This window comes from Bradyrhizobium sp. CCBAU 11361 (assembly GCF_028128935.1).
GTDB classification, from domain to species: Bacteria; Pseudomonadota; Alphaproteobacteria; order Rhizobiales; family Xanthobacteraceae; genus Bradyrhizobium; species Bradyrhizobium niftali.
In genome coordinates, this window is sequence record NZ_LBJZ01000005.1 from 129,598 (window position 1) to 153,417 (window position 23,820).

Annotated in this window: 25 protein-coding genes and 1 tRNA gene; 9 read left to right on the forward strand and 17 right to left on the reverse strand. The window is 64.1% G+C overall.

Annotation, left to right across the window (positions count from 1 at the left end):
- Positions 1-131 precede the first annotated feature (131 nt).
- Entirely contained in the window at positions 132-830 is a 699-nt protein-coding gene (locus tag XI08_RS03050) for a histidine phosphatase family protein (protein WP_271573311.1), read from the forward strand.
- A gap of 121 nt (positions 831-951) precedes the next feature.
- Entirely contained in the window at positions 952-1,719 is a 768-nt protein-coding gene (locus XI08_RS03055) for an SDR family NAD(P)-dependent oxidoreductase (RefSeq protein WP_271573312.1), read from the forward strand.
- A gap of 97 nt (positions 1,720-1,816) precedes the next feature.
- Here the strand turns inward: XI08_RS03055 and XI08_RS03060 are convergent, their stop codons facing one another.
- On the reverse strand, positions 1,817-3,040 hold the full coding sequence (locus XI08_RS03060; protein WP_271573313.1) for a serine hydrolase domain-containing protein: 1,224 nt from the start codon (positions 3,038-3,040) through the stop codon (positions 1,817-1,819).
- Between the two features lie 150 nt (positions 3,041-3,190).
- Between XI08_RS03060 and XI08_RS03065 the strand changes: the two genes are divergently transcribed.
- Positions 3,191-3,266: transfer RNA gene (locus tag XI08_RS03065), tRNA-Trp, on the forward strand.
- A gap of 223 nt (positions 3,267-3,489) precedes the next feature.
- On the opposite strand, the gene XI08_RS03070 is transcribed toward XI08_RS03065, so the two are convergent.
- From XI08_RS03070 to XI08_RS03145, 16 genes are all read right to left on the reverse strand, one after another.
- Positions 3,490-4,524, reverse strand: a complete 1,035-nt coding sequence (locus XI08_RS03070) for a Gfo/Idh/MocA family protein (RefSeq protein ID WP_271573314.1) — start codon at positions 4,522-4,524, stop codon at positions 3,490-3,492.
- A gap of 3 nt (positions 4,525-4,527) precedes the next feature.
- The gene (locus tag XI08_RS03075) at positions 4,528-5,733 is read right to left on the reverse strand and encodes a class I SAM-dependent methyltransferase (RefSeq protein WP_271573315.1); all 1,206 of its coding nucleotides are present in this window, start codon (positions 5,731-5,733) and stop codon (positions 4,528-4,530) included.
- Complete coding sequence (locus tag XI08_RS03080; RefSeq protein ID WP_271573316.1) at positions 5,726-6,943, reverse strand: class I SAM-dependent methyltransferase; 1,218 nt, start codon at positions 6,941-6,943, stop codon at positions 5,726-5,728. The genes XI08_RS03075 and XI08_RS03080 overlap by 8 nt, the downstream gene beginning before the upstream one ends.
- Positions 6,944-7,340: 397 nt before the next feature.
- On the reverse strand, positions 7,341-7,919 hold the full coding sequence (locus XI08_RS03085; RefSeq protein WP_271573317.1) for a WbuC family cupin fold metalloprotein: 579 nt from the start codon (positions 7,917-7,919) through the stop codon (positions 7,341-7,343).
- Entirely contained in the window at positions 7,897-8,562 is a 666-nt protein-coding gene (locus XI08_RS03090; RefSeq protein WP_271573318.1) for a class I SAM-dependent methyltransferase, read from the reverse strand. Before XI08_RS03090 ends, XI08_RS03085 begins: the two co-directional genes overlap by 23 nt.
- Positions 8,563-8,587: 25 nt before the next feature.
- On the reverse strand, positions 8,588-8,980 hold the full coding sequence (locus XI08_RS03095; protein ID WP_135178074.1) for an LIC12192 family sporadic carbohydrate cluster protein: 393 nt from the start codon (positions 8,978-8,980) through the stop codon (positions 8,588-8,590).
- Entirely contained in the window at positions 8,973-9,779 is an 807-nt protein-coding gene (locus XI08_RS03100; protein WP_271573319.1) for a sporadic carbohydrate cluster 2OG-Fe(II) oxygenase, read from the reverse strand. The genes XI08_RS03095 and XI08_RS03100 overlap by 8 nt, the downstream gene beginning before the upstream one ends.
- On the reverse strand, positions 9,776-10,894 hold the full coding sequence (locus XI08_RS03105) for a DegT/DnrJ/EryC1/StrS family aminotransferase (RefSeq protein ID WP_271573320.1): 1,119 nt from the start codon (positions 10,892-10,894) through the stop codon (positions 9,776-9,778). Before XI08_RS03105 ends, XI08_RS03100 begins: the two co-directional genes overlap by 4 nt.
- On the reverse strand, positions 10,884-11,990 hold the full coding sequence (locus tag XI08_RS03110; protein WP_271565495.1) for a DegT/DnrJ/EryC1/StrS family aminotransferase: 1,107 nt from the start codon (positions 11,988-11,990) through the stop codon (positions 10,884-10,886). Before XI08_RS03110 ends, XI08_RS03105 begins: the two co-directional genes overlap by 11 nt.
- 8 nt (positions 11,991-11,998) lie before the next feature.
- A complete protein-coding gene (locus tag XI08_RS03115; RefSeq protein ID WP_271573321.1) occupies positions 11,999-12,958 on the reverse strand; it encodes a transketolase family protein in 960 nt (319 codons plus the stop codon).
- A gap of 10 nt (positions 12,959-12,968) precedes the next feature.
- A complete protein-coding gene (locus XI08_RS03120) occupies positions 12,969-13,817 on the reverse strand; it encodes a transketolase (RefSeq protein ID WP_271573322.1) in 849 nt (282 codons plus the stop codon).
- Positions 13,792-14,829, reverse strand: coding sequence for a phosphotransferase (locus tag XI08_RS03125; protein WP_271573323.1), 1,038 nt, complete (start codon positions 14,827-14,829; stop codon positions 13,792-13,794). Before XI08_RS03125 ends, XI08_RS03120 begins: the two co-directional genes overlap by 26 nt.
- Complete coding sequence (locus tag XI08_RS03130) at positions 14,826-15,446, reverse strand: hypothetical protein (protein WP_271573324.1); 621 nt, start codon at positions 15,444-15,446, stop codon at positions 14,826-14,828. Before XI08_RS03130 ends, XI08_RS03125 begins: the two co-directional genes overlap by 4 nt.
- Positions 15,443-16,444, reverse strand: a complete 1,002-nt coding sequence (locus XI08_RS03135) for an NAD-dependent epimerase/dehydratase family protein (RefSeq protein WP_271573325.1) — start codon at positions 16,442-16,444, stop codon at positions 15,443-15,445. The genes XI08_RS03130 and XI08_RS03135 overlap by 4 nt, the downstream gene beginning before the upstream one ends.
- 28 nt (positions 16,445-16,472) lie before the next feature.
- Positions 16,473-18,038 (reverse strand): PfkB family carbohydrate kinase, encoded by a 1,566-nt coding sequence (locus XI08_RS03140; RefSeq protein WP_271573326.1) that lies wholly within the window; start codon positions 18,036-18,038, stop codon positions 16,473-16,475.
- Positions 18,039-18,120: 82 nt separating this feature from the next.
- Positions 18,121-19,149 (reverse strand): SDR family oxidoreductase, encoded by a 1,029-nt coding sequence (locus XI08_RS03145; protein WP_271573327.1) that lies wholly within the window; start codon positions 19,147-19,149, stop codon positions 18,121-18,123.
- A gap of 163 nt (positions 19,150-19,312) precedes the next feature.
- Here XI08_RS03145 and XI08_RS03150 point away from each other — a divergent pair, with 163 nt between their 5' ends.
- The 6 genes from XI08_RS03150 to rplA all read left to right on the forward strand — a co-directional run bounded on the left by XI08_RS03150 (position 19,313) and on the right by rplA (position 23,773).
- Positions 19,313-19,900, forward strand: a complete 588-nt coding sequence (locus XI08_RS03150; RefSeq protein WP_271573328.1) for an SIS domain-containing protein — start codon at positions 19,313-19,315, stop codon at positions 19,898-19,900.
- 242 nt (positions 19,901-20,142) lie between these two features.
- A complete protein-coding gene (locus XI08_RS03155) occupies positions 20,143-21,411 on the forward strand; it encodes a class I SAM-dependent methyltransferase (protein WP_271573329.1) in 1,269 nt (422 codons plus the stop codon).
- Between the two features lie 356 nt (positions 21,412-21,767).
- Complete coding sequence (gene secE / locus XI08_RS03160) at positions 21,768-21,959, forward strand: preprotein translocase subunit SecE (RefSeq protein ID WP_007611620.1); 192 nt, start codon at positions 21,768-21,770, stop codon at positions 21,957-21,959.
- The gene (gene nusG, locus XI08_RS03165) at positions 21,959-22,513 is read left to right on the forward strand and encodes a transcription termination/antitermination protein NusG (protein ID WP_007602985.1); all 555 of its coding nucleotides are present in this window, start codon (positions 21,959-21,961) and stop codon (positions 22,511-22,513) included. Before secE ends, nusG begins: the two co-directional genes overlap by 1 nt.
- Before the next feature lie 132 nt (positions 22,514-22,645).
- The gene (gene rplK, locus XI08_RS03170) at positions 22,646-23,074 is read left to right on the forward strand and encodes a 50S ribosomal protein L11 (protein WP_212397877.1); all 429 of its coding nucleotides are present in this window, start codon (positions 22,646-22,648) and stop codon (positions 23,072-23,074) included.
- Positions 23,075-23,080: 6 nt separating this feature from the next.
- The gene (rplA, locus tag XI08_RS03175) at positions 23,081-23,773 is read left to right on the forward strand and encodes a 50S ribosomal protein L1 (RefSeq protein WP_011088163.1); all 693 of its coding nucleotides are present in this window, start codon (positions 23,081-23,083) and stop codon (positions 23,771-23,773) included.
- The last annotated feature ends 47 nt before the right edge of the window (positions 23,774-23,820 follow it).

Consider the following 23,820-nt stretch of genomic DNA (forward strand, 5'->3'; position numbering starts at 1 on the left):
GTTTCTCCCTTTGGCTCGCGCACGACGCTTGCCGCGCGACGGAATTTCAAACAAGATTTCAAACGGTAAAGTGTCTTGAGACACGTTCACACCTGACGTACAGCGACATTACACGGGATGGAAGGGTTTCGATGGCAGGCGCAGACAAGCCGAATGTGGTCACGACACGGTGGTGGTGGGTCCGTCACGCGCCTGTGCGCAATGACGGCGGCAACATCTACGGACAGAGCGATATCGCTTGCGACACCAGCGACACCTATGTGTTCAATGCTGTTGCCAAGGTGCTGCCACGCAAGGCGGTCTGGTATTCGAGCAATCTGATGCGGACGCATCAAACGGCCGAAGCGATCTGGGCGGCCGGCTTTCCAAGGCCTGCGTCGATGAAGTGGGAAGCGGACCTTGCCGAGCAGAATCTCGGCCGCTGGCAGGGCATGAACCGCGCCCAGTTCATCGCCAGCCGTCCCGTCGGCACCAGCTGGTTCGCCGACATCAACGAGCCCGCGCCCGGCGGCGAAAGCTTCATGGATCTCTACAACCGCACGCGCCGCACCATCGAGCGGATCAACACTGAGACGGCGGGGCAGGACATCATCGCGGTCGCGCATGGCGGCACCATCAAGGCCGCGCTGGGCCTCGCGCTCGATGGCCAGCCGGAGCGGGGCCTGTCGTTCGACATCGACAATTGCTCGGTGACACGGCTCGACTATTTTGCGAGTCCCGAGCGCACGGTCTGGCGACTGCCGATGGTCAATCAGCAGCCGTGGATCGCGGATGATGCGCACGCGGCGATGCACCAGCTTGCGGGACCTGAAGTCAAGAAGCTCGCGTAAGGGAGCTGTCATCCCGGGATGGTCCGAAGGACCAGACCCGGGATCTCGAGATTCCGGGTTCGATGCTTCGCATCGCCCCGGAATGACATCAAATACGAAGTTCGTACTCTGGGAGAGAAACATGACCTTGTTCGACATGAAGGGGAAAGTTGCCGTCATCACCGGCTCGACGCGCGGCATCGGGCTTGCGATCGCCGAGCGCATGGCCGAGCACGGCGCCAAGGTCGTGATTTCCTCGCGCAAGGCCGATGTTTGCGACCAGGTCGCGAAGGGGATCAACGACAAGTTCGGCACAGGCACCGCGGTCGCGGTCGCCGCCAACATCTCCTCGAAGGAGAATCTGCAAAACCTGATCGACGAGAGCAACCGCGCCTTCGGCAAGATCGACGTGCTGGTGTGCAACGCCGCATCGAACCCGTATTACGGTCCGCTCGCCGGCATCTCCGACGATCAGTTCAGAAAGATCCTCGACAACAACATCGTCGCCAACAACTGGTTGATCTCGATGGTGGTGCCGCAGATGATCGAGCGCAAGGACGGCTCGATCATCATCGTCTCCTCGATCGGCGGCCTCAAGGGCTCGACCATCCTCGGCGCCTATGCGATCTCGAAGGCCGCCGACATGCAGCTCGCGCGCAACCTCGCCTGCGAATACGGCAAGCACAACATCCGCGTGAACTGCATCGCACCCGGCCTGATCAAGACCGATTTCGCCAAGGCGCTGTGGGACAATCCGGAGAACCTGAAGGCCTCGACCTCGCGTTCGCCGCTGCTCCGCATCGGCATCCCCGACGAGATCGCCGGCGCGGCCGTGTTCCTGGGCTCGAAGGCCGGCGACTTCATGACCGGCCAGACCATGGTGATCGACGGCGGCGCGACGATCAGCTGAGGCGATATAGCGTCATCCCGGGGCGCGCTTAGCGCGAACCCGGGATCTCGAGATTCCGGGTTCGGTCCTGCGGACCGCCCCGGAATGACCCTTCGGGTCAATCCACCGCGGCGTACACCAGGTCCCGCACCAGCGTGCGCGTAAAATCGCGCTGGCCCGGGCCCTGGCTCATGAACACCGCGAACAGGTCCTCCTTCGGGTCGATCCAGAAGAACGTCCCCGCAATGCCGCTCCAGAAATACTGGCCGACGCTGCCGGGGAAGGGCGCGATGCCGGCCTCGCGGCGCACGGCGAAGCCGAGGCCGAAGCCGTGACCGGGCGAGAGCAGGGTGCCGTTGGTCTTCACGTCGGGCCCGAGGTGGTCGGAGGCCATCAGCTCTAGCGTCTTGCGGCCGATGATCCTGTTGCCGTCGAGCGTGCCGCCATTGCGCAGCATCAGCGCGAAGCGGGCGTAGTCCATCGTGGTGGAGACGAGGCCGCCGCCGCCGGATTCCATCACCGGCTGTTCCAGCATGTTGAACAGCGCGACCTTGTCGCCGGTCCAGGGATCGGCCGCGAACGGCTCGGCGAGCCTGTTGGCATTGGCCTCGCTGGTGGCAAAGCCGGTCTCGGCCATCTGGAGCGGGGCCAGGACGCGCTCGGTCAAGAACGCGCCGAGCGGCTTGCCGCTGACGACCTCGATGATGCGGCCGAGGATGTCGGTGGAGCGGCTGTAGTTGAACTCGTCGCCGGGGTGGCAGACCAGCGGGAAGCTCGCCACCAGTGCCGCGTGCTCGGCATTGGTGATCTTGCGGCTGCGCACCCGCGAGTCCTGGTAGATCTTGTGCACGGGGCCGTCGCCCTGGTGCTCGTAGGTCAGGCCGGAGGTGTGGCGGAGCAGGTCCTGCACCGTCATCGGGCGCCTCGGGGGAACCAGGTCCAGCCTGCCGCCGCTGACCACGCCGACCTTCTGGTCGGCAAATTCCGGGATGAACTTGGCAACGGGATCGCCGAGCAGGAGGTGGCCGTCCTCGACCAGCGCCATGACGGCGACCGAGACGATCGGCTTCGTCATCGAGAAGATCCGGAAGATCGAATCAAGCGCCATCGGCGCCGATGCGGCCGGGCTCTGGCGCCCCAGCGCCTCGAACCAGCCAACCTGGCCGCGGCGGGCCACCAGCACGGTGATTCCGGGGACGGTGCCCTTGTCGATCTCGCGCTTGAAGGCGTCCGACATCGCCTGGAGGCGCTGCCGCGGCAGGCCCAGCGTCTCGGGCTTGGCCTCAGGCAAAGGCGGTGCTTTCGGCGCGGTCGCGGGGCTAAGGGCGGCTGTCGCGGTCATGGTCACTCCCGGGGGCAGATTATTATCGGGAGCGAACTGTGGCCCAGAAGGCGCGGCACAAACAAGCGAAGGCAGCGCGCTTCTCCCTTGCAATCCGGCCGTCCCCTGTGCTTGAAAGCGGCCGTGATCCTAAGGCGACGCAGGGTCCGTAGGAGTGTAGCTCAATTGGTAGAGCACCGGTCTCCAAAACCGGGGGTCGCAGGTTCGAGCCCTGCCACTCCTGCCAGCGAAATCAACCATTTAGACTAGATATCGGCAGGATGGGGACAAGATCTCCCCGGCAGGCGCACGCGGTCGTTGCCCGCGATCGGGGCCCTCGGCCTGGGATCAGCGTGCGGGGGTCGGCCCGGCGTTGGCGGGAACCTGATCGAGATCGACACGGGGACCTGGATGTGGGTGAGGCCAAGCTGGAGCAGATCAACGCGCAGATCTGATGGCCGTAGCCGCGCCTAGCCGCGAGTCCGCTGCTTCCATACCGTCTCCGCAAGCGCGATGTCGGCCACAGAATCTTCGCCGGAGGCCAGGGGCGTTCCTTGTTCGACGATATCGGCGACGAAGGCGTCGGCCTGACGCCGAAACGCCCAGCTCCCCTCGCGCACCAGCCGCGTGCGTTGTCCGCCCTGGTCGAGGATGACCTCTGCCTCCTGCTCGGCAAAGGGCGGGGGCAATTCGATGCTCACGGCGCCCCGCTCAAAATCGATCGTCAATCCCTCGCGCCAGGCACCTTCGGATCCATTCACGAGATCCAGCGTGCAAGCGACGCCGTCGAAGTCGAGGGTTATGCGCGCAGCTCCCGAGCTCTCGAGCGTGCTTTCGGCGACTGCCGGCGACGGTCCGAGCACATAGCGCGCGAGATTGATGATATGGCTGAACACGTTCAGAAAATTGTCGTAGCCGGGCCGCATCGTGCCCGGCATCCAGTCGGGGCCATCCTGCCAGAGCTCGAGCCCGTCCGGACGGGTTTCGCCGGTCATGACGAAATTGTCGTGCGATCGGCCGGTGTCGCCGCCGAAGCACCAGCCCCTCGCTCCGACAACGCGTCCGAGCGAGCCGTCTGTGCGCAGACGCCTCAGTTCGGCCAGCGCGCGCGCCACGCCGGCGTCGTGACGCTTCATGTAGCCGATGCTGTAGACGAGGCGCTGTCGCCGCGCGGCTTCGACCAGCGACGCAGCTTGAACCGTCGTGTAGGCCATCGGCTTCTCCGACAGCACGTGCCGGCCGCTGTTCAACGCATCCAGCACGATCGGGCCGGTGGCGCGACGCTTGGTCACGACGACGACGGCGGATACCGCGCTGTCCGCGAGCAGCTCCCGGTGCGTGCCGTAGGTCCGCGGGATGCCGAATTTCTTCGCCGCGGCGGCCGCCAGGTCAGGCCGGAGATCGGCGATCGCAACGACGCGGCAGGCGGGATTGGCGGCGAAATTGGCGAGGTGGCACATCTGGCCGACCATGCCCGTTCCGATGATGCCAATGCCTGGCCTCACTGGCTACGATCCCTCAAAGCGCTTCCGGACGACGAGGAAATGCGCCGGCTGCCCCCAGGTGCCGATGAACGCCGGATCCGACTGGGTGAGGGCGGCAACCGCGGACGCATCCCGTCGCCCGATCGCGCTGAAGATGCGATGGAAACTGTCGAGCGTTGCCGTGATGGCTTCGATGTCGGAAGCATCGTCGGCGAGAATATCCGTCGTCAGGATCGTCTCGCGTAACGAGGCGAGGCTCGCGATCACGCGGGGCAGGCTGTCGCCGAAGGGCTCGTCGATCATTCGGTCCACATCGAGCACCAGCGCTTCGATCGAAGCCGAGATCGCGCTCACCGCGTCGGCCTGGCCGACCAGATAGAGCTTCCGTCCCCCGAGGAAGCTCAGGCGGCTGCGGTCGAGATGGCGAGCGGCGCGACGCAGCTTCTCGTCCGCCGACAGGACCTTCTTGTGCCAGTAGACGTCCAGGCTGTCGCGATAGGCGGGCCATGCCGAATGGATGTCGAATCCCTGCTCGTGCGCCGCCGTGCAGAGGGCCTCCGCATCGAGGAAGTAGCGGTGCCGGACGAACGGATTCTCGAGCACGTCCATCAGCCAGGATTCGAAGCTGCGGGTGTGCGGAATGCTGTTCCACTTCGGCTCGAACAGCAGCTTCGCCGTCTCCAGCGCGGGGCGGCCCGTCAGGGCCTTGCCGGCGGCATGGATCGCCTTGAGCGCGAGCTCGAAGAAGCCGCCATAACGTTCGTAATAGGAAACGACGGCGTAACCGTCCGGATTGAGCAGCCGGTGGAAGATACCGAGCCATTTTTCGCTCGGCTGCACCGTGTAGATGAACCCTTCGGCGTCGATGATGTCGAAACGGCGGTCGCTGCGAAACCCCTCGACGTCGGACAATGCGAGTTCGCGAAGACGTTCGGCCTGGCCGAAATGCGCGAAGTAGGCCTGGATCTTCGAGTGCGCATGCCGGTTCGGTTCGGCGAGCGTCATGTTCGCGCCCCAGCCGGCAAACACCAGCGCGTTCTCACCGGAATCAGGACCGAATTCGAGGACCTCGGCATCGCGGAACAGCCGCGGAGGCAGCACCAGCTTGTCCGCAAAGAGTTCGCGCCGCTGGCCCGCATAGGCTGCGAGTTCGGCGGCCGACTTGAAATTCCCGAACGTCGGCAGGACGTCCTGACGTTCGTAGTAGTTGAAGAGCTTGTCCTCAGCCATGCCGCGACCCTGCGGCCGCCTCGAGGCGGTCGAGCTCGCTCCAGATATCGGAGGGCGCGAAGATCGAGACGATGTGCAGCGGGCGCTTCACGTTTTCGCGCAGCCGGCTGCTGACCTTGGCTTCGTTCTCCTCGTTCACGGCAAGAAGGCAGACGAGTGCATTCGACTTGCCGGCGAGTTCCTCCGGCGAACGGATCGGGATCCCGGTGCCGGGCAGGAACAGCCCCTGGCGCTCCTTCTGGTCGTCGACCGAGAGGTCGACGAGATCAGCCAGTTCGTGCGCGTTGGTGAAGGTGCAGGCGCGGCAGCCCGCGCCGTAGATGGCGATCTCGGTGCCGTTGGCGCGAGCCTTCGCGAGGATCGGGCGCAGGCGCTCGCCATACTCCCGCGCGCGCTGACCGAATCTCTCGCCGACGCCGGCCGGCGCGGGCGGCGCCGTCACCGGGCCTGCGGCACGGCGAGCGGCGATCGCGAGGCTGCCGCCGCTGAAATTGTATTTCTTCACGGACACAGTCTCGAAGCCGTGGCGCGCGAGCAGCGCGACCAGAGTCGGTTCGGTGAAATAGCTGACGTGCTCCTCCCAGAGCACCGAGAGATCGCCTGCCGTCGAACCGGGTGCGAAATCGGGCACGTCGATGAACAGCAGCCCGTCCTCCTTCAGCGCGATCTTCACGCAAGCGAAGAAGTTCTCGAAATCGACGATGTGCTCGAGCACCTGGCGCGATACGACGAGGTCGAACTGGCCGGCCTGAGCGACCGCGTCGTGGGCCATCTCCGGGCTGAGCATGTCGGCATAGACCTTGATGCCGCGCTCGCGGGCGATCTTGCCCGACACAGGATTGGGCTCGACGCCGACCATGACCTTGGTGCCGCGCTCGCGCAGCCTGTCCATGAACAGGCCGTCGTTGCAGCCGATCTCGAACACGGACTGATGGCTCGAGAATTTCGCGATGGTATCGAGCTCGTCGACCTGGTGCGGCTCAGGCTTCCAGCTGCTAAAATTATAGTTGAACTGGCGATACAGGATGTCGGGATCGATCGGCTTGACGATCTGCGGCAGACCGCAATCGCCGCAGGCGAGCACCTCGAACGGATACCGTTCCTCCTGCTCGTTCCGGCTGTGCCGAAGTCGATGCGCAATCGGCATCTGTCCGAGGTCGATGACCGGTCGCAGGTTGGTCGAATGGCAAAGGCGGCAATGGTCGGTCACTGGTTATTCTCGCATTTGGGCAGGTCTGACGAGGCGATTTTCAATGAAACCGGCGCGGCCGCAATGAGATGGTCCCGGACACATCCAATCAGGGATGCAGGGCGCAGTCCTCCGGCCGATGCGCCCTCAGCCAATGCAGGTAGCAGTCGTCGATAGGTCATGCAAGACGTGCCGCTATCCATCGACGGGAGGCGGGGACGGCCAAGCCGGAGAGTCAAAAATCGCAGTTTCGCTTCTGGATATAGAAGCGCTTTATGCCAAGGGATCGAAGCTGGCTTCTGCCGTGTCGGCGGTCCCCACGATCTTTCTGAAGTCGCGCACAACGTAGGCAGCGTCATCGGTAGGTCATCCTCGAACGTTCATGGCGGAATAGTCGAGTAGCGGTACCAGTCGAAATCTAACGTCCCATCAGATGCTCCGCGGCGAGCGCGCCTGTCTTTGTGACATAGTCCTGGACCGTGGCGGGTTCGCCGCCATCCGGCGCCCAGTCGGGAAATGCCGTACGGGAGGGGTCGAAGGGACCGGCGGTGGTCTCGTGAAACACCAGCCATTCCGAGGTGATCAGGATCGAGTGGAAGACCTGTTCGGGCATCCGGTAATAGCAGCGCTTGCCCTGGCCGTATGGTGCCATCTCGAGCACGTCGCGAATGCGGCCGTCATCTTCGAAGATCACGACCTGCGCCGTACCCTCGATGACGTGAAACGATTCAGGTTTGCCAAAATGCTTGTGGGGCCGCACATACGCCTCGCGATGATGCACGATCAGCATCTCGTGCAGGCCCGACGAGGGATCGGGATGCGTGCACAGCCGGCTGCGCAGGCGCGGGTTGCCGGCGGCGATGCGCTTCAGCTCGGCGATCGTGGCATCGTCCGCCGTGACGATGGCGTCGTCCGAATAGTACACTTCCGGATTCTGCGCGCGCAGCGAGGTTGGCCGGCCCAGGCCGGCCGTCTCATTCGAAGAAGATGAACCCATGGTCGCCTCGATACCCGCATTTGTCGTAGATCCAGGCCCATGTTTCCGGACCGTGGAAGCTCAGGCAGGTGAGTTGCCAGTAGAGGAGATTTGCCTTCTCGCGCTCGTTGCGGAACGATTCCACCATCAGATATTTCGAGGCGCCGCGTCCGACACGCTCGATCTCCGACACCGCGCGGAAGACGTCCTCGAGCGGAAGGTTGTGCAGCACGCCGAGCGACACCACGAGATCGAAGCTGTGATCGGGGTAGGGCAGCTCGACGGCGCTGCCAACCTTCAGGTGCGGCCGCACCTCCTCCTTGGCGCTGGCGATGCCATATTCGGAGACGTCGATGCCCGCGATCGTGAGGTCGGGGACGAGCTGGGTGAACTCGTAGAGCAGATAGCCCTTGCCGCAACCGACATCGAGCACGCTCATGCCCGGCTTGATGCCGTAGCGGTCGATCAGGGTCTGGGCGAGCGGGCGCCACCTTCCGTCGTAGCGATAGCCGCCATAGCCGTAACGGCGGTCGCCGTCCCAGTAGTCGCGCCCCCATTGCCGCGCCACGGTGGCGGATTCGGCCTTGTCATGCTCGACCACGCGCTGAACGTAGTTCCGCTTGGTCGATGCGTGCATCGGCTGGAGCAGGTTGATCTCGGTCATGATCGTCGACCGGTCCGCGACATCGTCACAGGATGGTCGCGAATTTATTGACGAGCAGGATGTCCTCGACGGCCTGAATGCCGTCCCGCGACGAAAGCGTGATCTCCTCGACGGCTGCGTGAAGATCGCAGCCCTCGCGCAGCACGCGGTCGTAGATCTCCCGTCGCCGCGCCTCCTCGGGCGGCAGCATGAAGATGCTGTAGAGGATCAGGCCGTTCAAGCGGGGCAGCTCGTCCAGGATGTCCTCGAGCACCATGTAGCTGCCGGGCATGATGTGCTCGACGGCGCTGAGCAGGTATTGCAGGTTCTTCCGCCGCGCGTAGTCGCGGATCACGATGTTCTGGACGTGCTGCGGGGAGCGGCTGCCGTTCAGCGGCCGGGCGCCGATGTAGCCGCGATGGCCGGCTCGCTCAGCCATGGAAGCCTCCCGGCAGCTTGTATTGCATGCCGACCCGTGTCGCCGGGCGCAGCAGGATAGGCTCGAAGAACTCGCCGAAGCGCTTGTCCGCGTAGGGCGACATGATGCTCTTGAACCGGCAGTTCATGCTCCAGCGCGTGCCGGGCTCCTCGTTGATGCGATTACCGTGCATCAGGGTCTGGTTGAACAGCATCACGTGACCGTAGGGAATCTCGATGAAGGTCGCGTGCGGCTTGATCGTCTTGTACAGCTCCTCGGCGCTGCGCAGGCTCGCCATCCGATCCTGCATGTCGCCGTTCAGGGACGGGGGCAGCAGATACATCGCTTTAGTGCGGTGGACGTCAACCAGCGGCACCCACACCACGACCTCGAACGGCGAGTCGCCCGACCAGACATCGGAGTGCGTGGCGAGCAGCGAGGAATCGTCGCCGGGCATCTGGATGCTGAGGTTGACGCGGCGCTGCATGCAGAGCTCGTTGCCGACGATGGTTTCGATCGTCGAGCGGGCGAGACGGAAATAGGTCGGCCGGAACCAGCGCTCGGCGTTGAGGCCGTTGAAGACGTGCAGCCGCAGGCCGTTGAGATCGTCGACGCTCACGCGCGTATGGATGCCGTCGAGCATCGCATAGGGATCATTGCTGTGCGGCAGCTTCAGATAGTCGGCGGCAAGTTCAGCGGCGCGCCGCTGGATCCGGTCGAGCCCGGCGCGGTCGTCGGCCGGCGTCGTGACGAAGCCGTTGTCGATGAAGCGCTGCGCCAGCGCCTGCTCGTCGGCCTGGAGAAAGTCCGTATCCGTCATGCAAAATACTCCCGGGCGGTCGCGCAAATATAGCTGATATCGGCGGCCGAGAGGAACTGATTGATCGGGAGCGTGAGGATCTGATCCGCCTGCCGCTCGGTCACCGGAAACGCGCCGCGCCCCAGACCAAGATGCGCAGCCGCCGGCTGAAGGTGGATCGGCACCGGATAGTGGATCGCGGTCTCGATGCCCTTGTCGGCAAGATATTTCTGGAAGTCGTTGCGGCGGTCAGTCTGCACCACGAAGGTGTGGAACGTATTGAACTCGATGTTGCGGCAGGGCGGAATGAACAGGGGCAGGCCTGCGAGCTCGGCGCGGTATTGCGCGGCGTTGCGCCGCCGGCGCTCGATCACCGATGGCAAATTGCGGAGGCGGATTCGCAGCACGTCCGCCTGAAGCGTGTCGAGCCGCGATACGATGCCCCATTCCTGGACGTCGCCGCGGTTGATTAGACCGTGATTGCGCAGGCGGCGAATTCGTGCGGCAAGCTCGGCGTCGGCGGTGACGAGGAAGCCGGCATCGCCTGCGGCATTGAGATTTTTCAGGGGATGTGCGGAGAAGCAGCCGAACGTTCCGATGGTGCCGCTCATCCGCCCGTCATAGGTCGAGCCGACGGCCTGGGCGCTGTCCTCGATCACGGCGAGAGCGTGCTTGTCGGCGATCGCCATCAGCGGGTTCATGTCGGCCATGCGCCCGGTCAGGTGCACCGGCATGATCGCCTTGGTCCGCGGCGTGACGGCGGCCTCGACCGCGGCCGGATCGATGTTCTGGTCCGGCAGCACGTCCGCAAAGACCGGCGAGGCGCCGACTGCGATGATCGCGGCGGTCGATGCCACGAACGAGTTCGGCGGGGTGATGACCTCGTCGCCGGGACCGATGTTGAGCGCCCGCAATGCGAGGATCAACGCGTCGGTGCCGGAATTCAACGTCACGACATGCGGCGAGCCAAGATAGGCGGACAGTTCCTCCTCGAGCTTTCCGACGGCCGCTCCGCCGATGAAATCGCCACGCTGGAAGACGCCCTCAACCGCCTGCATGATCTCGGCGCGCTCTTCCTCGAATTGCGCCGGAAGATTGACGTATCCGATGCGCCGGCGGCCGGTGTCAGCGTCCATGGCAGAACTTCCTGACAGTCTCGATGACGCGGTCCTGCTGCGCGCGTGTCAGGTGCTGGTCCACCGGGAAGCTGATGACTTCCTTGGCATGGCGGTCGGTGACCGGGAACGTTCCCGGGGCGTAACCGAGATGCTTGAGGCCTTCCTGCTGGTACAGCGGGATCGGATAGTGGATCTTGGCTTCGATGCCGTTGTCCAGGCAGTACTGATAGAGCTCGTCGCGACGCTCGGCGAACACCATGTAGAGGTGATAGACGTGCTTCACGTTGGGCCGGCGCGGCGGGATGCGCAGGCCGGGCAGGCCGGCGAGTCCCGCGTCGTAATAGGCCGCGTTCTCGATCCGGCGCCGCGTGATCTCGCTGGTCTGGCCGATCAGCCAGTTGCCGACCACCGCCTGGAGGGAATCGAGCCGCGAGTTGCAGCCGAGGATCGCGATCTCGTCGCGGTTCTTCATGCCGTGGTTGCGGATGAGGCGGAGCCGCTCGTTCATCCCGTCGTCATTGGTGACGACGACGCCGGCATCGCCCCAGACGTTCAGGTTCTTGAGCGGGTGCAGGGAAAAGCCGGCTGCGATGCCGTGGGTGCCGGAGCGCTTTCCCGCGAACTCCGAGAGGATGCCCTGGCAGGCGTCCTCGACGACGGGGATGTTGTGGCGCTGGGCGATCGCCATCAGCTTGCCCATGTCGGTGACTTCGCCGGTCAGCTGAACCGGCATGATCGCCTTGGTCTTCGCTGTGATCGCGGCTTCGACATAGTCGACGTTCATGCAGAATGAATCGTCGCAGTCGACCAGCACGGGCCTCGCGCCGGTCTCCGCAATGGCGCCGACGGTCGCGATGAACGTATTGGCGGCGGTGATGACTTCATCGCCATGGCCAATGCCGAGCGCCTTGAGCGGCAGCTTGAGTGCGTCGGTGCCCGATCCGACGCCAATGGCGTGGCGCACGCCGATCAGCTCCGCAAAACGCCGCTCGAATTCGGCGACGGGCTTGCCAAGGGTGAAGTCGCCGGTCGCCACCAGGCGGCCGATCTCGGCCAGGATGGGAGCTGGATCGGAGAATTGCTCGAGCAGATAGGAATATCGAACGTCGTACATGTGGCCCGTCAGGTGGAATGGAGTTGAGGGGAGGAGGCGTGCGAGGCGGCAAGTGCGCGCTCGATCGAGGTGGCTATGGCGCTGGCGGAAAGCCCGTGCTTCTTGAGCAGCGAGTCCTGGGAGCCGTAATTGTGCATGAAGCGGTCCGGCAGCGACAGCCGCAGCATCGCCGGCAGGCCTGATCCGAGCTTGTCGATCAGCGTCTCTGCGACCGCGCTGCCGAGGCCGCCGGACGGGACATGCTCCTCGAGAGTCGCCACGAGCCTGGTGCCGCGGATCGCTTGCAGCAGCGCCTCGGTGTCGAGCGGCTTGACGGTATGCATGTGCAGGATGCCCGCGCGGACGCCTTGTGCGGCCAGCAGGTCGGCTGCGGCCAGCGCTCGCTGGAGCATGATCCCGGTGGTCACCATGAGGACGTCACCCGGCGGGCGCATCAGGATGGCCTTGCCGATCTCAAAGCCATGCTCGGCCTTCGAGACGATGGCGTCGCCGCCTTTTCCCAGGCGGATGTAGATCGGTCCGGTCCAGTCGAGGGTCTGCTCCATCAGCCGCGCGGCTTCGTCGGCATCGCACGGGCAGACCACCGTCATGTTGGGCAGCGCCCGCATGATGGCGATGTCCTCGATCGCCTGGTGGGTGGGACCGAGCGGCGCATAGACGAGCCCGCCGCCGTTGGCGATCAGCCGTACCGGCAGGTTGTGCAGGCAGAGGTCGACGGCCACCTGCTCGTAGCAGCGGCGGGTGAGGAATGTCGCGATGGTGTTGACGTAGGGCACGAAGCCCTCCATCGCGAGGCCGGCCGACATGCCGATGATGTGCGCTTCCGAGATGCCTTCGATCAGATGGCGCTTCGGAAACTCCTTGCTCATCGCGCGCAAGGTGCCTGCGCCGGGATCGGAGCCAATGTAAAGCACACGCTCGTCGCGCGCGGCGAGCTTGTGGACCATGTTCATGGCGGTGTTGCGCATGGGATGCCGATCAAAAATCGCCGACGGCGACGCGAATCGCGTCGAGCTCGCTGTCGGTCAGCTTGTTCTTGTGATGCCAATCGGCGTTGGATTCTGCGGCCGGCAGACCCTTGCCCTTGACGGTATGGCAGATGATCGCGGTGGGTTTGCCCGCAACGGGCGGGACCTGCTTCAGGACGGTGCGCAGGGCGCCGACGTCGTGGCCGTTGAGCTCCTGCACGGCAAAGCCAAAGCTGCGCCATTTGTCCGCGAGGGGCTCCAGCGGCAGCACGTAGTCGGTGGGCCCGTAGCTCTGGAGCTTGTTGTAGTCGATCAGCGCGACCAGGTTGTCGAGCCCGTGCTTGGCTGCGCCCATGGCAGCTTCCCACACCGATCCCTCGTTGATCTCGCCGTCGCCGAGCAGGACGAAGGTGCGGTAGGTGCGCTCGCGCATGCGCGCGGCGAGCGCAAGGCCGACACCGATCGACAGGCCATGTCCAAGCGCGCCGGTCGAGGCCTCGACCCCCGGCACCATTCCGTATTCTGGATGTCCGCCCAGAATACTGTCCGGGCCGCAAAAGCCGTCCAGCTCCGACAGGGGGAAGAAGCCGCGGTCGGCCAACAGCGCATAGAGCGCCAGACAACCGTGTCCCTTGCTGAGGATGGCGCGGTCGCGATCCGGATCGCGCGGGTTGTTCGGATCGATCCGCAGCACGTCGTCGTAGAGCACGCGGACCATCTCGATCAGCGACAGGGCCGGACCGACATGTCCGCGTCCCGCCGAACGGACGGATCCGAGCACCAGGCGGCGCAAGTAAAGGCTGCGCTCGTCGAGCGTGCAGGTGAGGGCGGCTTCAGCGTGGGGTGAGATCTGGATCACGTTGGCAAATCGTTTGGTGGAGCCGGCGGGCTTTGTCGAGCTGACCGGCGAGGCGGACCGTCAGGTCGCCACCTTGCGCAGCAAAGGCGCGTCGGGAGCGGCTTTCCGGCAAATAGGCATTCAGGACAATCAGGCACCAAATCGCCCCAAACACAGGATAGAGTACGTCAAGGCGGATCGCAAACGCATCATCCCTAACTGCGAAAGCTTGTGTGAGGCGTTCGGTCAACCGATTTGCTTTGGCTTCGGGCAGATCGCTGCCGGGGTGAATCGCGGTGTCGGACACCAGCTTGACCGGATCGTCCCAGCCGAAATATTCGAAGTCGATGAAGCGCAGCCGGCCGTCCGCGGCGCGCAGCGCATTGTGTAGTCCGAAATCGGAGGGACTCAACGCGCGATGCGCGGGCGCAATGTCCGCTGCGGGATCCCAGCCGAGTTCCGCATAGCGCCGGCGTAGCTGCCGGACCGCGATGGCAGTGCTGGGAATCAGGCTGTCGTCCATGAACGCGCGCAGATCCGGATGATCAACCGAGGCCCGTCTCAGTCCGTCCAGGCGCTGCTCGTACTGGGCGACGGCTTCCTTGGGCGAGAAGATGCTGGCCGAAGCGTTCCGCAAGGTTTGCGCGCCGTCGGCGTTGCACAGTTTCTGCAACTCGATCAGGAAATCGGCCAGCTGATCGGCATCGCCGTCCTGAGGGCGCAGCACCGCGGCTTCGCCGTCGAACCATTGATACAGCGCGCAGAACGCATCCGAATCCTTCGCGATCGGGCGCGGTGTCAATGCGATGCCGTGGCGCGACAGAAACGAGAGCGCGTCATATTCCTGTCCCAGTCGATCGCGCCCGTCGGACGGATAATGCTTGAGGGCGAGGGCCGGTCCCTCCGCCATCTCCAGCCGAAACACCCTGTTGTTGCCGCCGGATCGCGCCGGTTGGGCGGCCGCGACCGGGGCGCCTGCCAGACGGCTGCCGATCGCCATTGCATCCACCGCGCTGATGTCGGGCTCGCTCATGCCGCAAACACCTCGTGGCGGATGCCGGCCCATGTCGCGATCGGCTTGCAGTGTTCGGGGTGCGGGGGCTGCGAACGCGTGAACAGGATCGATCGCGTGGCCTTCGGAAAGTGCGGTTGCTCGAACACCTCGACGAGATCGTCGATGAAGGTGTCGAGCTTCAGGTTCGCAAGTCTCTCGACCTTGCCGGCCAGTGTGTCCTCGAAATAGACGTCGCCGACGGCCAGTGCCGAATCCGCAGCGTCGATCAGGCCAGCCCCCCGCAGCCATCCGCGTGCGGCTTCACGCAGGTCGGTGTGGTCGGGATCCTGATGACCGAATCGGGTCTTGTGGCTGACGATGTACACCTTCGCGCCGGCCTGTCTGCACGCCGCCAGGAATTCCCGCACGCCCGGATAGATTTCAGCGCCGCCAATGCCCTTGCCGTAGACGAAGCCTTGCAGGCCTTGCCAGGCGAGCTCGCCGCCCGCGCGGGATCGCAGATGATCCCGCACATCGGTCTTCAGTCCCTCCCAGCCCTCCGGCACCAGCCCGCGCTGACGCGCGACGGCGGCAAAGACCTTGTCGTAGCAGATGATCGTGTTGTCGAAATCGATGCCGATCCGCACGCCGCTCACTTCAGGCTGATATTCTGCATCATCTTGATGTTGAAGTACCGGGGGTCGTTGAGCGAGTTCGGCAGGCGGCCGGCCTTGAAGGCATCCACAAGGCCGGACACGGCCTGCTCGATGGTGTGGGTCGGCGCAAATCCGAGCTCGCGGCGGATCTTCTCCGAAGAGACATGGTACGAGCGCAGATCGTCGGTCGGCTCGACGACCACGTCGACATTGCTGCCGACCACCGACTTGACGATGTCGGCGATCTTCATCAGCGAGTGGTTCTCATAGCCGATATTGTAGGTCTTTCCGTCGATCTTCGCGTCGTCCTGTTGAAGCAGGAACAGATAGGCCGCGGACATGTCCTCGATGTGCAGGTTGGGCCGGCGCTGCGTTCCGCCGAATACGCGGATGCGGCCGGTGTTGACCGCGAGATTGGTCAGGATGTTGACGACGACGTCGAGCCGCTGCCGCGGTGCGTAGCCGCAGACGGTCGCGGGACGAACGGTGCAGGCGACGAACCCGGGCGCGGCCTCGTCGGCAAGGTCGGTCTCGCACATCGCCTTGAACTTCGAGTAGTCCGTGAGCGGCTCGCAGGACAGCTCCTCCGTCACCTCGGCCTCGTCCTTGATGCCGTAGACGCTCGAGGAGGAGGCGTAGATGAAGCGCTTGATGCCGGCCTTCTTCGCGGCGCGCACCATCGGACGGAAGCAGTCGTAGTTGATGGACTTGCCGAGCGCAGGGTCCAGCTCGAACGAGGGGTCGTTGGAGATGCAGGCGAGGTGGATCACCGCGTTGTTGCCGCGCAGGGCCTCGTTGATCGCGGTCTCATCGCGGATGTCGCCCTTGATCAGGCGGAGATTCGGATTGTTGCGAACCGCGTCGAAGACGGATTCGCCGTACATGAACAGGTCGAGCACGGTGACCTTGTGGCCCGCTGCCAGCAACTGGGGAACCAGCACGCTGCCGACATAGCCGGCGCCACCGGTGACCATCACGTTCCATTTCCGATCAATCACAGTCGTTCTCCAGAATTCTTCCTGCGCGCTATTTCAGCAACGCGGTGACAAACTTGACCAGCGGGGCCTTTTCGACCGAGTTGCGGTGACCGACGATGCCGACCTTGATCGCGCCTGCGGCGTTGCCGATGAAGGCGACGTCCTCGATATTGCCGCCGGCGGCAACCAGCGGCGCCGTGATCGTCAGGAAGGCATCGCCGGCGCCGACGGTATCGACGACGGTCTTGGTGAAAGCGGGCACGCGCGCGACGCCGGTCTTCGACGAGAAGGGGTAGCAGCCGAAGGAGCCGTGCGTGATGATCATGTTATCGCAGTCGATCTTGCCGTGCAGGCTGGTCTCGATCACCGACGCGATGTCGCTGAACTTGTCGGTGGCGGCCAGCCGCGCTTCCGGAGCGTCGATGCAGATGTAGTCCGCCCGCGGATACTTCGTGATCAGATTGTAGCCGTGGTTTCCGCTGTTGCTCTGGGCGTTGATCGCCAGGAACTTGGAGTTGGCGATCAGGGCAGCGATTGTGCTTGGAGCGATCATCCCGTGACCGAAATCGGTGACGATCACCACGTCCCCGCCGCGAACGCGCTCGGCGGTGATGCGGTCGATCTCCTTGCGCTCGGCCTCGTCGAGCGGGGTGTCGTCCATGGTGTAGACTTCGAAGAGCTTGTGCAGATATCCCAGCTCGACGTACCGTAATTTGCGGGTCGTCGGGCGGCCCTGAATGCGGATCGGCGTGAGCGTGACATTCGGGCGGACATGCGCACGGATGAACTCTTCCGGGTAGTCCTTGCCACCCAGCGTCGTGACGATCTCCACCGACTTGCAGAAGCTCGCCACATGATTGGCCGCGGCAATGACGCCGCCGGCAAATTGCTCGCCATTCTTGAACAGGGTGGCGACGATGTTTTCCTTCGAAGCCTTTCCGAGCGCCGTGACGTACTGGTATTCGTCGATGATGGTGTCGCCGACCAGCACCACGTGCATGTCCTGGATCTTGTCGATCAGCTTCAGCAGGCGCTCGGCGCCACCGCTTTCGCGCACCTTCTGGAGGTAGTCGCGCAGAGGGGGATCGTAGATGTCGAAGTAGCGGTTCATCAGCGACGACGAGCTGAAGGTCACGTCGCGTGTGAAGACGATGCGGCCGCCATGACGTTCGACGGCCTCTCGCTCGGTGGCGATCTTGCCGGTGACGTCATCCTCGGGGTTTTCGTAGTCAGAACCCTTCACGTAGATGTCGGGGCGCACGGTATCGAGGACCGGCTCGGCGCTCGAGGTCTGGTTGATGCCGACCCAGTCGACCGTGCCGAGCGCGGCCAGCATCTCGGCGCGCATGCTCTCCGGGAAGATCGGCCGTCCCGGGCCCTTGTTGACAAAACGGTCGGCCGTAACGGTCACGATGACCACGTCGGCCTCGTTGCGCGCCGCCAGGATGTGCCGGACGTGACCGAGATGCACCAGATCGAACACGCCGTGGCAGAGCGCGACGGTGCGGCCCTCGGCCTGCGCGGCCCGCGCGATCGCGCCCAGTTCCTCGATCGTCTTGATCTTCGCGTGCGGTGCCGGATGGACAGCCGGCTTGTCTGTCGAAGTGTTAGCCATGTGAACTACCCAAAACGCCGACCGACCTCAGCCGGCCGACCGGAATTGATCGACTCGTAGCAACGCTACCTGGCGAACCTGTTCAGTGGCTTGCGTTCCGCGGCGTACCGGCCGCCGCGTCGTCCTCGTCACCGAGATATTTGAACCAGTCCTTGGTGGCGTCGGCGATCTTGTCCACCGTCCACAAGGGCGCGTCCTTGTACTGGTCCATCGACCTCAGCATCGTCGCGACGCCGTCCTCGAATTTCACCTTTGGCGCCCATTTCAGGACCTGCTTGATCTTGGTGATGTCGGCGTAGGTGCAGTCGGGTTCGCCGGGACGCTTGGGAATATGGACCTTGTCGCCGCCGAGAAGCTCGACCAGCCGGTTGACGCTGTAGGTGTTGTCGGAGCCGACGTTGAATATTTCGTGCGAGACGTCGGAGCGCGCGGCGGTCACGAAGGCGTCGGCGACATCGCTGACGAAGGTGAAGTCGCGGGTCTGCTCGCCATCGCCCACCACCGTGAAGGGCTTGCCGGCAAGTTTCTGTGCCATGAAGACGCCGAACACGGCACCGTAGGTGCCCGTGGTGCGATGGCGCGGCCCGAACACGTTGAACAGGCGAAGCGCCACGGCCGGAAGCTTGTAGACCTGGCACCAATGCATGACGCACTGCTCGCCGAGATTCTTGGTGAGGGCGTAGGGATACATCGGCCGGATCTCGGCGCTCTCCGGTGTCGGGTAGACGTCGGGAATGCCGTAGCAGGACGATGACGCCGCATACATGAAGCGCCTGACGCCCGCGTGCCGCGCAGCTTCGAGGACGTTGACCGTGCCGTCGACATTGGCGCGATGATACGGGATCGGGGACTCGATCGAGGGGACGATGTCGGCCAGCGCCGCGAGATGGAAAACCCAGTCGACGCCGTCGAAGTGCGGCCTGATCGAATCGAGCTCGGCGACATCGGCCCGCACGATCTTCAGCCGGCTCGAATCAGCGTGCGACGACAGATTCTCGGGGCGTCCGATGACGAAATTGTCGAGAGCGATCACCTCATGACCGTCGTCGAGGAGTCGATCGACGAGGTGGCTTCCAATGAAACCGGCGCCGCCAGTAACGATGCATTTCATGGGAAACCCGTGATGCGAATGCCCAGCGAAACAGACTCGCCAATGTTGAGTGACACCCGAAAGCCGACTAGCAGCCGCAGGCAAGTTTTGCAAGGATTATGCCTTTGCAATCCCTGGTAAGAGTCGGTATCACGACGGCATGCTGCAATCGAGTCGCCAGCCCATGCCTGCCGAGTCCGTCGATCCCGATCACAAGGCCTTCCTGGACGATTACGTGGGACGCCTCCATCGCGCGACGGCGATAGACGACAGTATTTTTGCGGAGATCTCCGCCACCCGGGCGACCTGGTTGCGCACGCGCGAGCAGGGCGGTCGCGTCGTCTTCATCGGCAATGGCGGCTCGGCCGGCATCGCCTCGCATCTGGCGATCGATCTGGCAAAGAACGCGTCGGTGCCTGCGCTGTGCTTCAGCGATGCAAGCATGATGTCGTGCCTCGCCAACGACTACGGTTTCGAGGACTGGATCGCGCACGCCGTGCGGCTGAACGCCCGCGCCGGCGACTGCCTCGTCGCGATCAGTTCGTCGGGGCGCTCGAAGAACATTCTCAATGCGGTCGCGCAGGCGCGGACGATGAAGCTCGATGTGATTACGCTCTCGGGCATGAATGCGGACAATCCCCTGCGCAATCTCGGCGACGTCAATTTCTGGGTGGATAGCCGCAGCTACAACATTGTGGAGACCACACACCAGTTCTGGATGATGGCCGCGATCGACCTCGTCATCGGTCGCGCGGAATACCCGGCGTCCTGAGGCGGGTATCGGATGCAGTTGCGGTCTAAACAGACGGCTCTGTTTTCGCTGAAGCCGCTGCTGTCGATCGCCGTGCCGGCCTACATCGCGCGCGGTCTCGATCTGGGCCGGTTGCGGACTCGTCTCGTTTCCGTCAACCCGTTCCTGTTAGCTCTGACCCGCTTGAACCATTGCCGTCGATCTAATCTTCACAGGGTGGGATTGCCCCATCCGCGCGCATCTCTCCGTTTTCTGGTTCCACGATGAAAAACCTGTTCTACGTCCGTCATACCTGCCGCCTCTGTCATTCGGACAAGCAAGAGCTTGTCGTCCCGATGGCCGGCATGCCCATTGGCACGCCGAACTTCCAGGTGCCCGACGCGAGCGTCGACGATCCGGTCTTCAGGGCCGCGGTGCCGATGGCGCTGCATCTGTGCAGGGACTGCGGCCACCTCCAGATTCTCCATGTCGGCAATCCGGAGATCCAGTACCGCAACTACGTCTACACCACCTCGCTCTCGCTCGGCCTGCGGCAGCATTTCGAAGGCTATGCCAGCGACGTCGTCAGCCGCTTCGGAATCGCGCCGGGATCGCTGGTGGTCGAGCTCGGCAGCAACGACGGATCGCTGCTCGGCTTCTTCAAGGAGCGTGGCATGCGGGTGCTAGGCGTTGATCCCGCCGTCGACATCGCGCGGCGCGCGACCGAGGCGGGCATCGAAACCATCGGCGATTTCTTCACTGACGCCGTCGGGCACCGCATCCTGAAAAGCCACGGTGCGGCGAGCGTCGTGATCGCCAACAACATGATCGCCAATGTCGACAATCTCGATCCGCTGGTGATCGGGGCTCGCGACGTGCTTGCGCCGGACGGGTTGTTCGTCTTCGAAACGCAATACGGCGTCGACGTCACCGAGAAGAACCTGCTCGACACCGTCTATCACGAGCATCTGTCGTATTTTAACATCAAGCCGCTGACGCGCTTCTTCGCGCGGCTCGGGATGGAAGTGATCGATGTCCAGCACATCTGGACCAAGGGCGGCTCGATTCGCGTGACGGTGCAGCGCGCCGGCGGCGCGAAGAAGCCGTCGGCGGAGGTCGCGCGGTTCATCGCCGAGGAAGACCGGCTCGGCGTCGATCAGCCGGCCTATTATGCGCCCTACGTGAAGCGGATCGCTGCCATTCGCGACGAGTTGGTCGCGATGGCCGATGCCGCCCACGCGCGCGGTCAACTCGTCGCCGGCTATGGCGTCTCCGTCGGCACCACGACCCTGCTGCCGCAGTTCGGCCTGGAGGGCAAGATCGACTTCCTGGTGGACGACGACCCCAAGAAGGGGAACGTGATGGCCGGCCCCGGCTACGACATCCCGATCCTGCCGCCCGCCGCCCTTTACGAGCGCAAGCCGGCGTTCGTCGTCGTGTTCGCCTGGCGCTACGTCGACCCGATCCGGGCCAAGCATGCCGGTTATTTCGCGGACGGCGGAAAGTTCGTGGTGCCGTTGCCGGGCATTTCCATGGTCGACCGGGCCGATTGACGCTGGTCTGGGGCCGCCGTCAGCGCGAGGCGGGCGGTCAGGCCGGTTCGAGCGTCGGAGGGCTGCTCGGCCCGGCCCGGTAAACCGTTGATTCGCATGGGCTCTGCCGTAGGCCTGCGGGGGCGAGGGGAGGCCGGGCGGATGAGCCGCTACCTTGACGTTTGGCCCCGTTCGCAGTAGATACCCGCCACCTGCAGCCGGCCCGTTAGACGCGGATCTCCGGCGCGGCTTTGAAATCCCCGAACAATCGAGCCCGGTTTCCGGCTCATCCTTCGAGACAGAGGGCTGGGCCAACGGCGGCTGTTCGGATCCCTGAAATTCATTCGCGTCTGTCGACGGACGTTGGACATCAAACGATGGCAGTCAGCCCGTTCAAGTTCTTGCAGGAAGTGCGCTCGGAGACCGCCAAGGTCACCTGGCCGACCCGTCGCGAGACAACGATCACCACCATCATGGTGTTCGTCATGGTCGCCGTGGCCTCGATCTTCTTCTTCGCCGCCGACCAGATCATCCGTTACCTCATCACCTTCCTCTTGGGCATTCACTGATGGCTACAGCAACCGCTCAATTGTCCGACAAGCGCTGGTACATCGTCCACGCCTATTCGAACTTCGAGAAGAAGGTCGCCGAATCGATCCGCGAGCAGGCCAAGCAGCGCGGGCTCGAGGAACTGTTCGAGTTGGTGCTGGTTCCGACCGAGAAGGTCACGGAAGTGCGCCGCGGCCGCAAGATCGACGCCGAGCGCAAGTTCTTCCCGGGCTACGTGCTGGTGAAGATGAAGCTGACCGACGAGGCGTTTCATCTGATCAAGAACACGCCGAAGGTGACCGGCTTCCTCGGCGCGGAAAACAAGCCGATGCCGATCTCGGAAGCCGAGGCCATGCGCATCCTGCACCAGGTGCAGGAGGGCGTGGAACGGCCGAAGGCGTCGGTGTCGTTCGAGATCGGCGAGAACGTGCGCGTGGCCGATGGCCCGTTCGCCTCGTTCTCCGGTGTGGTCGAGGAAATCGACGAGGCGCGCTCGCGCGTGAAGGTCGCGGTGTCGATCTTCGGCCGCGCCACGCCGGTCGAGCTGGAGTTCGGTCAGGTCGAGAAGGTCTGAGCGGGTCGCGCGTGAAGCCGAAAAGCTTCGCGCAAAGAGAGGCCGTGGGAGGGAGAGGGCGGTTGCCAGCCGCATCCGACCCAGACCACGAACCTGAAACCGCCGGCCTGTCCGGCACAACAGGAGTGATACATGGCAAAGAAAGTGACCGGATACCTGAAGCTTCAGGTCCCGGCCGGTGCGGCGAATCCTTCGCCCCCGATCGGTCCCGCGCTTGGTCAGCGCGGTCTCAACATCATGGAGTTCTGCAAGGCGTTCAACGCCCAGACCCAGAAGGAAGAGAAGAACACCCCGATCCCGGTGATCATCACCATCTATGCGGACCGTTCCTTCACCTTCGAGATGAGGACGCCGCCGATGTCCTACTTCCTCAAGCAGGCCGCCAAGATCCAGTCCGGCTCGAAGGCGCCGGGCCGTGACAAGGCCGGCAAGGTGACCAAGGCGCAGGTGCGCGAGATCGCCGAGAAGAAGATGAAGGACCTGAATTGCGACACCATCGAATCGGCCATGAAGATGGTCGAGGGCTCTGCCCGTTCGATGGGTCTGGAAGTGGCGGGGTAAGCGGTCATGGCAATCGGAAAGCGTTTGAACAAAGCCCGCGAAGGTGTTGACCGCGAAAAGCTTTACCCGCTCGCGGAAGCCATCAAGATGGTCAAGGAACGCGCGAAAGCGAAGTTCGACGAGACCATCGAGGTCGCGATCAATCTCGGCGTCGATCCCCGTCACGCCGACCAGATGGTCCGTGGCGTCGTGACCCTGCCGAACGGCACCGGCCGTACGCTCCGCGTCGGCGTGTTCGCCCGTGGCGCCAAGGCCGACGAGGCCAAGGCTGCGGGCGCCGATGTCGTCGGCGCCGAAGACCTGGTCGAGAAGGTGCAGAACGGCTCGATCGATTTCGACCGCTGCATCGCCACCCCCGACATGATGCCGCTGGTCGGCCGTCTCGGTAAGGTGCTGGGCCCGCGCGGCCTGATGCCGAACCCGAAGATCGGTACCGTCACCATGGACGTCACCGGCGCCGTGAAGGGTGCCAAGGGCGGCTCGGTCGAGTTCCGCGTCGAGAAGGCCGGCATCCTGCAGGCCGGCGTCGGCAAGGCCTCGTTCTCCGAGGAGAAGCTGGTCGAGAACATCAAGGCCCTGGCCGACGCTGTCTCGAAGGCGAAGCCGGCCGGTTCCAAGGGTACCTACATCCAGCGCGTTGCGGTGTCCTCGACAATGGGCCCGGGCGTGAAGGTCGAGCCGGGCACCATTCTCGGCTAAGGTTTGCCTCGGCTAGAGGTTTGGAAATTGCATGAGGCGAGGGGCGG